Source organism: Pseudomonas sp. MF4836 (assembly GCF_002018875.1).
Taxonomy (GTDB): Bacteria; Pseudomonadota; Gammaproteobacteria; order Pseudomonadales; family Pseudomonadaceae; genus Aquipseudomonas.
Genome location: NZ_MVOL01000008.1, coordinates 368,757 through 379,213, shown reverse-complemented (window position 1 = coordinate 379,213; position 10,457 = coordinate 368,757). Strand labels below are relative to the sequence as shown.

Sequence of the window (10,457 nt, the reverse complement as noted above, 5' to 3'; positions counted from 1 at the left end):
ACACGAATTGCTTGATTCAGTTGTTAAAGAGCGGTTGGTTAAGATCTTTCGTCTCAACCGAGGCGCGCATTCTACAGCAGCCTCATTTGCTGTCAAGTGATTATTTTCAGAAGTTTTCGAAGATTTCTTCAACAACTTCAACCACTTGCGCTTCCGATCTCTCGTTAGCGGGAGGCGAATTCTACAGCGTTACTCGCTGTTGTCAACACCTTCTTTTCACCGCTTTCGACCGAGAAGATCGAACCGTTAATGTTAATAGAGCCAAACAACACCGCTCTATCAACTCCTTCTGGGCTTCGATGATCTGAAGCAACTCGCTGTCGAAAACCGCGTAACTCTTTGTTTACCAAGGAGTTTTCCGTTTCGACTGCGCCGGAAGTGGGGCGAATTATAGACTTCCAGAATCTGCCGTCAAGGGTTAATTACGCTTTTGTTGCAGAAGATGACTTTTTAGCTATTAAGCGGGGTATCCGGCGCGTTACAGGGGGTATGCGCAGCACCAATAACAGCCCCCCTATAAAGGCATAGATCGCCCACTCCTTGAGATCGGCGCGAACGATCCACAGCATATGCAACAGACCCAACCCCAAAATGACGTAGACCAAACGGTGCAACTTCTTCCATCCACTACCGAGCCGACGCTGACTGTAGCGATTGGATGTCACCGCCAACACCAGCAATCCTGCAAAACCCAGGGTGCCGACAATAATGTAAGGCCGCTTGCGCAGCTCCACACCCAACTGCGACCAGTCCAGCGCCAGGATAAACACGGCGTAGGCGCTCAAGTGCAGCACCACATAGGCAAAACACCACAAACCCAGTTGCCGTCGCACCGCAATCCAGCCAGCCCACCCCGTCAGCTTTTGCAAAGGGGTCATGCCCAGGGTGATCAACAGCAGAATCAACGTACCCAGCCCCAGGCGCTCAACCAGCACCTTGCCAGGATCCGGCCCCAGCGCCGAGTCTCCCGCCTGGAATAGCCAATACAGCGGCCATACCGCCGCTGTGATAAATACCGCCACGCGCCAGAGCGGATAACGCATCAGTAGTTCGTCCGCAAATCGAGGCCACTATATAAGGAGGCGACCTCATCCGAGTAACCGTTGAACATCTGGGTCTCACGCACATTGGGCTTGAACAGGCCGCTGGGCAGACGCCGTTCCCGCGCCTGGGTCCAGCGCGGGTGGTCGACGGTGGGATTCACGTTCGCATAAAAGCCGTACTCATCGGCCGCAATGCTCTGCCAGGTGGTTTTCGGCTGCTCGCTCACCAGACTGATACGCACTATGGATTTGATGCTCTTGAAACCATATTTCCACGGTACCACCAGCCGCAGTGGAGCCCCGTTCTGATTGGGCAGCTCACGCCCGTACATGCCGACGGCGAGGATCGCCAACGGATTCATCGCTTCATCCAGACGCAGACCCTCTACATAAGGCCAGTCGATCAAGGCGAAACCTGAACGCTGACCGGGCATGCTTTTAGGATCCTGCAGGGTTTCGAAACGAATGAACTTGGCGCTGGCGGTTGGTTCGACCTGCTTGAGCAACGCCGAGATGGGAAAACCGATCCAGGGGATCACCATCGACCAAGCCTCGACACAGCGCAGACGGTAGATGCGCTCCTCCAATGCGTAGGGCTTCATGAAGTCCTCCAGCGCATAGCGACCTGGCTTGGCCACTTCACCGTCGATCACCACACTCCAGGGCTCGGTCTTCAGCGATCCCGCATTAGCCGCCGGATCCCCCTTGTCAGTGCCGAACTCATAGAAGTTGTTGTAGTGGGTCGCATCCTTGAAGGGTGTGATCGCCTCGTCCTTGACCGTCACCGCCTGCCAGTGTGTGGCTGGCAACTTTTCGGCAAACCACGAGGGCGCCCTGCCCGCCTCGACATCCGCATAACGCGATGCCTCAGCGGCGCTAGCCCAACGCGGCAGGCCACTGACCGCCAGGCCGGCCATCGCTCCGCCCAGCAGGGTGCGTCGAGAGAAATAGAGGGATTCCGGGGTGACATCCGACTCTTTGCAGTCAGACGCCTTTGGCACTTTGATCAACATGGCAACTCCGCAGGATTGGAGAACTGATGCACCAATAGACTGCGGAGTATGGGGGAAATTACATCACTCGCCGCTTTTATGCCGACGAAGGCGCAACAAGTACTGAACCGGGCCGGAGGCCGCATAGGCGAGGAAAACCAGCAGCAGAATACGCGGCGGGTCGCTGAACACCACCGCAAACACCAGGACTACCGCCAGGATCGCCACAAAAGGCACCCGCCCCCTGAGGTCCAGCTCCTTGAAGCTGTTGTACTTGATGTTGCTGACCATCAGCATGCCGGCCGCCGCAACCAGCAGCGCCACCAGGAACGACATTTTCGAACCCTGGATCCCGTAGTCACTGAACGCCCAGACAACCCCCGCCACGACACCCGCCGCTGCCGGACTGGCCAGACCGATGAAGTAACGCTTGTCGGCAGTCCCAACCTGGGTATTGAACCGCGCCAGGCGCAACGCCGCCCCAGCCACATAGATGAAGGCAACCATCCACCCGACCTTGCCCATATCGCCCAAGGCCCAGCCAAATGCCAGCAAGGCCGGGGCAACACCGAACGCGACCATGTCAGACAAAGAATCGTATTCGGCGCCAAAGGCGCTCTGGGTATTGGTCATCCGGGCAACGCGACCGTCCAGACCGTCGAGCACCATGGCGACGAAAATCGCAATGGCGGCGAAGGCAAAGTACTTGCTCGCGGCAACGGAGTCGCCCGCACTCATTGCACTTTGCGCACTCATGGAACTGATGATGGAGTAGAACCCGGCGAACAGGTTCGCAGTGGTGAACAGATTCGGCAGCAGATAGATACCACGATGCCGGACTTTACGGCCTTCAGCATCATGCCCTTCTTCGACATGCTCATCGATCGGTAGCAGGCTTTCGGCGTCAGAGGCCTGGTTTGGCTCTTCGGGACGTTCGCTCATGGACATTACCTTGCAACGGTGTGGAAAGTTTCGACAGGTGTCTGCAACAACGGTTCGCATCGCAAACGATGCAGCTTTATACCAGAACCAGCCCCCCAAACGAAAAAACGCGGCCTAGGCCGCGTTTTCCGTGCAAGTTCGCGACTTAGTTTTTGGCTTTGTCGACGATCTTGTTGGCACCGATCCACGGCATCATCGAGCGCAGTTGCTCACCGATGATTTCGATGCCGTGTGCAGCGTTGTTGCGACGCTTGGCAGTCATCGAAGGGTAGCCGGTTGCACCTTCGCTGATGAACATCTTCGCGTACTCACCGTCCTGAATGCGTTTCAGGGCGTTGCGCATGGCCTGACGGGATTCGGCGTTGATCACTTCCGGACCGGTCACGTACTCGCCGTACTCGGCGTTGTTGGAGATCGAGTAGTTCATGTTGGCGATACCGCCTTCGTACATGAGGTCGACGATCAGTTTCAGTTCGTGCAGGCACTCGAAGTAGGCCATTTCTGGCGCGTAGCCAGCTTCAACCAGGGTTTCGAAACCGGCCTTGACCAGCTCAACGGTACCGCCGCACAGAACGGCTTGTTCGCCGAACAGGTCGGTTTCAGTCTCGTCCTTGAAGGTGGTTTCGATGATGCCGGTACGGCCGCCGCCCACGCCTGCCGCGTAAGACAGTGCAACATTCTTGGCGTTGCCCGAAGCGTCCTGGTAGATAGCGATCAGGTCAGGAATACCGCCGCCCTTCACGAACTCGGAACGTACGGTGTGGCCCGGAGCTTTCGGCGCGATCATGATCACGTCGAGGTCAGCGCGCGGCACAACCTGGTTGTAGTGGATCGCGAAGCCGTGGGAGAAGGCCAGGGTGGCGCCTTTCTTGATGTTCGGCTCGATTTCGTTCTTGTACAGCGAGGACTGGAACTCGTCCGGGGTCAGGATCATGACCAGGTCGGCAGCAGCAACAGCGGAAGCAACGTCAGTCACTTTCAAACCGTGAGCTTCAGCCTTGGCAACGGTAGCCGAGCCTTTACGCAGGCCGACAGTAACGTCAACGCCGGAGTCTTTCAGGTTGCACGCTTGAGCGTGGCCCTGGGAACCGTAACCAATGATGGCAACTTTCTTGCCCTGGATGATCGACAGGTCGCAGTCTTTATCGTAGAAAACTTTCATGAATTTCCCCTATATATCCAGGCCGTTCAGGCCATTCGCTAATTTGGTTTAGATGCTGAGTACTTTGTCGCCGCGAGCAATGCCGGTTACGCCGCTACGGACGGTTTCCAGAATCGAGGCGGTGCCGATGGACTGAATGAAGCTGTCGAGCTTGTCGCTGGTACCGGTCAATTGAACGGTATACACGCTGGCGCTGACATCTACGATCTGCCCACGGTAAATATCGGTGGTGCGCTTGATCTCGGCACGCTGGGCGCCGGTGGCCTTGACCTTGACCAGCATCAGTTCACGCTCGATATGAGCGCTCTCCGACAGGTCGACCAACTTGACCACTTCGATCAGTTTGTTCAGGTTCTTGGTGATCTGCTCAATCACCTCATCGTGGCCGACAGTGGTCAGCGTCAGACGCGACAGGGTCGGGTCTTCGGTCGGGGCCACGGTCAGGCTTTCGATGTTGTAGTTACGTTGCGAAAACAGGCCGACTACACGAGACAAAGCACCCGGTTCGTTTTCCAGAAGCAAGGAGATAATGTGCCGCATGATTAAGTACGCTCCGTCTTGCTCAGCCACATATCGCGCATCGAGCCGTCTTTGATCTGCATCGGGTAGACGTGCTCGCTGGTGTCGACCGAAATATCGAGCACCACCAGGCGATCCTTCATGGCAAAAGCCTCTTGCATCTTCGACTTCAATTCTTTCGAGTCGCTGATACGCATGCCAACGTGGCCATAGGCCTCAGCCAGCTTGACGAAGTCAGGCAGCGATTCCATGTAGGAATGGGAGTGACGGCTGCCATAGCTCATGTCTTGCCACTGGCGAACCATGCCCAGAACACCGTTGTTCAGGATGACGATTTTGACCGGCAAACCATATTGCAGGCAGGTGGACAGTTCCTGAATGTTCATCTGGATACTGCCCTCGCCTGTCACGCAGACGACGTCGGCATCCGGGAAGCTCAACTTGATGCCCATGGCCGCCGGGAAACCGAAGCCCATGGTGCCCAGGCCGCCGGAGTTGATCCAGCGGTTAGGCTTGTCGAACTTGTAGTACTGCGCCGCGAACATTTGGTGCTGGCCCACGTCGGAAGCAACATAGGCATCGCCCTTGGTCACTTCGCACAGGGTTTCGATCACGGTCTGCGGCTTGATGATGCTGCCGTCACCCTTGTCATAAGGGAACAGGCCACGATCACCGCGCCACTCTTCGATCTGCTTCCACCAACTGGCAACCGTGTCCTTGTTCGGGGAATCGCCGATTTCCTTGAGTGCCGCGACCATCTCGGTCAAGACGCTCTCTACCGGACCCACGATAGGCACATCGGCCTTGATGGTCTTGGAGATGGAAGCCGGGTCGATATCGACATGGATGATCTTGGCATTCGGGCAGAACTTCGGCGCACCGTTGATAACACGGTCATCGAAGCGCGCACCCACTGCAAGAATCACGTCGGCATGGTGCATGGTCAGGTTGGCGGTGTAGCTGCCGTGCATGCCGAGCATGCCGACGAACTGCCGATCAGTACCCGGATAGGCGCCCAGGCCCATCAAGGTATTGGTTACGGGCAGATTGAGCATCTTGGCCAGCTCGGTCAGCGGTGCGGAACCACCACCGAGGATCACCCCACCGCCTGCGTACAGCACAGGACGCTTGGCCGCCAGGAGCATTTCTGCCGCCTTGCGGATTTGCCCGGAGTGACCGCGGACCGCCGGGCTGTAGGAGCGCAGCTTGGCTTTCTTGGGAAAAACGTATTCGAACTTTTCAGCCGGGTTGGTCATATCTTTAGGGATATCGACCACCACCGGGCCCGGACGACCGGATTGCGCCAGGTAGAAGGCTTTCTTCATGACTTCCGGGATTTCCGAAGCGTGCTTGATCATGAAGCTGTGCTTCACGATCGGCCGGGAGATACCGATCATGTCGGTTTCCTGGAACGCGTCGGTGCCGACCATGGTGCTGGGCACCTGACCGGAGATGATCACCATTGGAATCGAGTCCATATAGGCAGTGGCGATACCGGTGATGGCATTGGTCGCGCCAGGGCCGGAAGTCACCAGTACCACGCCGGCTTTACCGGTGGCACGGGCATAGCCGTCAGCCATATGGGTAGCAGCCTGTTCGTGACGAACCAGGATATGGGTCACTTCCGGTTCTTTGAACAGGGCATCGTAGACATGAAGGAGAGCACCACCTGGGTACCCATAGATATATTTGACGCCTTCGTCACGCAAAAAGCGGACGAGCATCTCACCGCCAGATAAAAGCTCCACGTTGTTCACCTCTAAAACGCCAGAATACCGCCCTCAAAAGGAGGCGGGTCTTAATAGGTTTACTTCTCAGCAGAGCATGAGCGACGGTGGTCGCCGACTACGTCAGCACTGACTGAGCAAGTATTGGGAGCGCCCCAAAGTGTTGCGGGGGCTTCCCACCCAGCGCGAGGTAACGCGTTGCGGGTGTAGCAGGTCGGCGCGGATATGCGCCTCATGATCTGCTGAGTGGGCCTGCTTCTGGCAGTCCCTCTACAGCGGACTTGAGATTCTTCTGTTTCGCCCTCTCCAAGTCAAGACGTCAATGTACTTAATTCGAACTAAGCGCATGAGAACGCAAGAAAAAACCTCAAAACGGCAACTGCGTAAGTCTCAATTGCGCAATCTCTTGCAGGTCTGGGACATCTGCGAACCCGCAAGCCTTGACGAACACCCTTCGCGAGCTGCACGCCATTGAAATCTGACCGGGGAAAATGTGCGCGACTTGAAAGACCAGGAGCCTGAGTCAAGCGTCCGACGCCCAAAGAAAAACCGCCAGTGAAAACTGGCGGTTGAGGTTCAGCGCGTGGCAACGATCAGTTGATCGAACTCTTTGAGCAAGACCTGCAATTGCCGATCCCGGCCTTGCATGTCCCGACTGGCGAAGACCATTTCGGCCATTTCCTGAATGCCCGAGGCATTGGGCAACGGCAGGTCCTGCTCCAGAATCAGTTTCATGCGCGGCAGGAAAATCCACTGCAGCCACTGCTCGAAATCCAGCGTGTCGACGCTGAACGGTTCTTGGCTGGACAAGGCTTCGGCACTGGGCGAAACCTCATCCCACAACCCCAGCAGCCGCAGTTCACGCTCGATCAGCAGCAACTGTTCGGCGATCTCGGGAAAGCGCCCATCCATCAGAGTGCGACCTTGGCTTTTTGACGAGCCAGCGCGGCGCCGGCGGCATCGCCCTGCTTCTCGCGCGCCTGGGCGATCAGCCCCCACAAGCTAGCCTGCAGGGCCGGACGACCGGAAGCCAGGGTCAGCCCACGGCGAGCGAACTGTTCGGCCTGAGGCGCGTCGCCCTGCTCCATGCGCACCTGCGCCAGACGGTAGAGCACCTGTGGCTCGCGCGGGGCTACCCGTTGCGCTCGCTCAAGGCTCGACGAGGCGCCATTCAGGTCACCGCTGGCCTGCTGTTGCTGGGCGGTACTGAGCAAGGCCAGCACCGGACCATCCAACTGCTCGTCCGCCGACAAACCGCCGGCGCTGGCCGACGGGATCGAACTCGACGGCATGTTGTAGGTGCCCTGGTTGATCGGCGCCGAATCAACCGGCCCTGGAATAATCGGACCCGGGGTAATAGGCGATGAGCTGATAGGGGCCGATGTCGTCGCACCGCCTCCTGGCACCATCACCACCACGCCGGAATCCTGCGGGATATTCTGCGACTGCGCCTGAGCCGGACGCTTGATAGTCGTCTGCCGGAAGCCGCCGTTAGCCGAAATCCGCTCACTGTTGGAGACCGCAGTACCGGCATCGACCACCGGGATCGAACCGCGCTGCACACTGGAGCAGCCGTTGAGCAAAGCCAGAGCTGTAATAGCTGGAACCCACCACTTGTTCACGTCAAACCCTCTTCGCTTAGTTCATCCAGCCTTTGATCCAATCCGACACCGAGTCGCCGGATGCAGGGCTTTCGCCACCGCACGCAGCGCCGGGAGGCGGTTCGCTGCCGCGAATATACGGCATCTGCACCGCTCCCGGACAGTTGGCATCGGAGCCCTGTCCGGTCCGGGAATCGACCCATGCCTGAACCACGTTATCCGGTTGTGGCATATCCAGCGGCAATGGGTCGGCCTTGCGCATAAAACTGGTCCAGACCTGCAGTGCGCCGGTGGCACCGGTGAACGGCGTCTTGCCGTTATCGTCACGCCCCAGCCAGACCACGGCCAGCAGATCCTGGCTGAACCCGGCAAACCAACTGTCGCGCGAATCGTTACTTGTACCGGTCTTGCCCGCCAACGCCAGGGATTTGGGCAGCACGTTATAGACCGAGCTGCCAGTACCTTCACGCATCACCCGCTGCATGGCGCTCTGGATCAGGTAAATCGAACCTGGGTCAAAACGCTGCTGGATCTGGAACGGGTAGCGTTTGAGCGGCTCGCCCTCGGCCGTCAGCACGCTGCGGATCCCGCGCATCGGCGTGTTGAAACCGCCGTTGGCCAGGGTCTGGTACATGGTCGCCACTTCCATCGGACTCAAGCCGCCCGCCCCCAGCAGCATCGAAGGGAATGCCGGGAATTCGCGGGAAACGCCCAGCCGCGCCAGGGTCTTGAGCACGTTCGGGACGCCGACTTCCAGGCCAAGACGGGCGGTCGACAGGTTGTAGGAATGAGCCAGGCCCTGATAGAGGAATACCGTACCGTGGGAGCGGCGATCGTAGTTCTGCGGCTTCCATACCTGGCCGTCCGCGCCTTTGACCGAGAACGCCTCATCGGACAACCAACTGGTCAGGGTGTACTGACTGGGTTTTTCCAGCGCTGTCAGGTAGACCGCCGGCTTGATCAGCGAGCCGATCGGGCGAACTGCGTCCAGCGCCCGGTTGAAACCGGCAAAGCTGGCCTGGCGGCTGCCAATCATGGCCTGAACCTCTCCGGTTTCCGGGTTGGTCACGACCATCGCGGCTTCGACATCCTCGGACCCCTTGCGCCCTGCCAGGCGCTTGAAGGTGTCGTTGACCGAGGCTTCGGCCTTCATCTGCAGGATCGGGTCGAAGCTGGTGAAAATACGCAGCCCTTCCTCGGTCAAGTCTTCGTCGCGGTAGTCTTCACGCAATTGACGCTTGACCAGGTCGAGGAAACCCGGGAATGAGCTGTCGGCAAGGCTGCCGCGTTTGGTCACGCCCAGCGGCATCTTCTTCGCTGCTTCAACTTGCTCGGGCGTGGCGACGCCTTGTTGCGCCAGCAGGTCGAGCACCAGGTTGCGCCGTTCAAGCGCGCGCTCCGGATACCGCCGAGGGTTGTAGGCCGAAGGCCCCTTGACCATGCCCACCAGCAAAGCCACCTGGTGCAACTTGAGTTCGGACAGCGGCTGACTGAAGAAGAACTGACTGGCCAGACCGAAACCATGCACCGCGCGCTGACCGTCCTGCCCGACGAAAACCTCGTTGAGGTAGGCCTCGAGAATCTCGCGCTTGTCGTAATGCATCTCAAGCAGCAGGGCCATCATGGCCTCGGTGAGTTTGCGTGACAGGCTGCGCTCGTTGGTCAGGTAAAAGTTCTTTACCAACTGCTGGGTCAAGGTACTACCGCCCTGACGCATCTTTCCGGACGAGGTGTTGACCCAGACCGCCCGGGCAATCGACTTCGGCGAGACGCCAAAGTGATGGTAGAAGTCCCGGTCTTCCACGGTCACCAGGGTTTCCAGCAGGTACGGCGGGACCTGATCGATCTTGATCAGGATCCGGTCTTCGAGGTTCTTCGGATACAACCCGCCAATCAGCAAGGGCTCCAGGCGCACCACCGCCAGTTTCGACCCCTTGGCTCCCGCCAGCTCGGCTACATAGTCACCGGAAAACCGCACCCGTACCGGCTGCGCCTGCTCCAGGCCCTCATAGAACTGAAAGCCGCGGGTATTCAAATCCACGACATTGCCATTCACGGCCGCCGCCCCCGGGCCGTTGGCCACGCTTTCGCGGCGATAGCCCAGAGCGTCGAGTTCGGTGAGGAAGTCTTCCTTGCTCAGCTTCTGGCCGACGAACAGTTCCAACGGCCGGGCGTAGACCTTGGCCGGAATAGTCCAGCGCTTGCCGGAGAATTTCTCCTGGACGATAGCGTCGAGATAAACCGCAAAGCCGGCGAGCACCACCAAGCCGACCAGACTGAGCTTAAGAGCCCAGCCCAGCCAGGGGCGCAGGCCACCAGAGGGACGTTTTTTAGCGGAGCGAGGGGATCGAGTACGAGTCATGGCGGCGGATTATACGCACTTTATTCATACTCAACAGGAGCGTCCCGAGGTTTGCGTCAGCCCCCCGAGCGGCCATAATGACGGCCTTGAATTTTCTCCGTCTCTGAAG

General features: G+C 58.5%; 9 protein-coding genes. All 9 read right to left on the bottom strand.

Translation table 11 applies throughout. The features are described from left to right. Nucleotides 1–422: 422 nt before the first annotated feature. The gene (gene msrQ, locus MF4836_RS20690; RefSeq protein ID WP_078471815.1) at nucleotides 423–1,043 is read right to left on the bottom strand and encodes a protein-methionine-sulfoxide reductase heme-binding subunit MsrQ; all 621 of its coding nucleotides are present in this window, start codon (nucleotides 1,041–1,043) and stop codon (nucleotides 423–425) included. After that, nucleotides 1,043–2,056, bottom strand: coding sequence for a protein-methionine-sulfoxide reductase catalytic subunit MsrP (gene msrP, locus MF4836_RS20685; protein WP_078471814.1), 1,014 nt, complete (start codon nucleotides 2,054–2,056; stop codon nucleotides 1,043–1,045). The genes msrQ and msrP overlap by 1 nt, the downstream gene beginning before the upstream one ends. A 63-nt stretch (nucleotides 2,057–2,119) precedes the next feature. Further along, complete coding sequence (gene pssA / locus MF4836_RS20680; RefSeq protein WP_078471812.1) at nucleotides 2,120–2,977, bottom strand: CDP-diacylglycerol--serine O-phosphatidyltransferase; 858 nt, start codon at nucleotides 2,975–2,977, stop codon at nucleotides 2,120–2,122. A gap of 145 nt (nucleotides 2,978–3,122) precedes the next feature. Beyond that, nucleotides 3,123–4,139, bottom strand: coding sequence for a ketol-acid reductoisomerase (gene ilvC, locus MF4836_RS20675; protein WP_003228216.1), 1,017 nt, complete (start codon nucleotides 4,137–4,139; stop codon nucleotides 3,123–3,125). Nucleotides 4,140–4,187: 48 nt separating this feature from the next. Then, nucleotides 4,188–4,679: an acetolactate synthase small subunit gene (gene ilvN, locus MF4836_RS20670; protein ID WP_003176102.1), complete on the bottom strand. Its 492-nt coding sequence runs from the start codon at nucleotides 4,677–4,679 to the stop codon at nucleotides 4,188–4,190. Nucleotides 4,680–4,681: 2 nt separating this feature from the next. Then, nucleotides 4,682–6,406 (bottom strand): acetolactate synthase 3 large subunit, encoded by a 1,725-nt coding sequence (locus MF4836_RS20665; protein ID WP_078471830.1) that lies wholly within the window; start codon nucleotides 6,404–6,406, stop codon nucleotides 4,682–4,684. Nucleotides 6,407–6,961: 555 nt separating this feature from the next. Beyond that, nucleotides 6,962–7,297 (bottom strand): YqcC family protein, encoded by a 336-nt coding sequence (locus tag MF4836_RS20660; protein WP_020296509.1) that lies wholly within the window; start codon nucleotides 7,295–7,297, stop codon nucleotides 6,962–6,964. After that, complete coding sequence (locus MF4836_RS20655; protein WP_078471811.1) at nucleotides 7,297–8,007, bottom strand: tetratricopeptide repeat protein; 711 nt, start codon at nucleotides 8,005–8,007, stop codon at nucleotides 7,297–7,299. Before MF4836_RS20655 ends, MF4836_RS20660 begins: the two co-directional genes overlap by 1 nt. Nucleotides 8,008–8,023: 16 nt before the next feature. Next, on the bottom strand, nucleotides 8,024–10,348 hold the full coding sequence (gene mrcB / locus MF4836_RS20650; RefSeq protein ID WP_078471810.1) for a penicillin-binding protein 1B: 2,325 nt from the start codon (nucleotides 10,346–10,348) through the stop codon (nucleotides 8,024–8,026). Between the last annotated feature and the right edge of the window lie 109 nt (nucleotides 10,349–10,457).

What these genes read in the sequence shown, in the direction of transcription:
- ilvN (WP_003176102.1), bottom strand. Translation starts at nt 4,679, where the DNA reads ATGCGGCACATTATCTCCTTGCTTCTGGAAAACGAACCGGGTGCTTTG.
- msrQ (WP_078471815.1), bottom strand. Translation starts at nt 1,043, where the DNA reads ATGCGTTATCCGCTCTGGCGCGTGGCGGTATTTATCACAGCGGCGGTA.
- pssA (WP_078471812.1), bottom strand. Translation starts at nt 2,977, where the DNA reads ATGAGCGAACGTCCCGAAGAGCCAAACCAGGCCTCTGACGCCGAAAGC.
- mrcB (WP_078471810.1), bottom strand. Translation starts at nt 10,348, where the DNA reads ATGACTCGTACTCGATCCCCTCGCTCCGCTAAAAAACGTCCCTCTGGT.
- ilvC (WP_003228216.1), bottom strand. Translation starts at nt 4,139, where the DNA reads ATGAAAGTTTTCTACGATAAAGACTGCGACCTGTCGATCATCCAGGGC.
- msrP (WP_078471814.1), bottom strand. Translation starts at nt 2,056, where the DNA reads ATGTTGATCAAAGTGCCAAAGGCGTCTGACTGCAAAGAGTCGGATGTC.
- MF4836_RS20660 (WP_020296509.1), bottom strand. Translation starts at nt 7,297, where the DNA reads ATGGATGGGCGCTTTCCCGAGATCGCCGAACAGTTGCTGCTGATCGAG.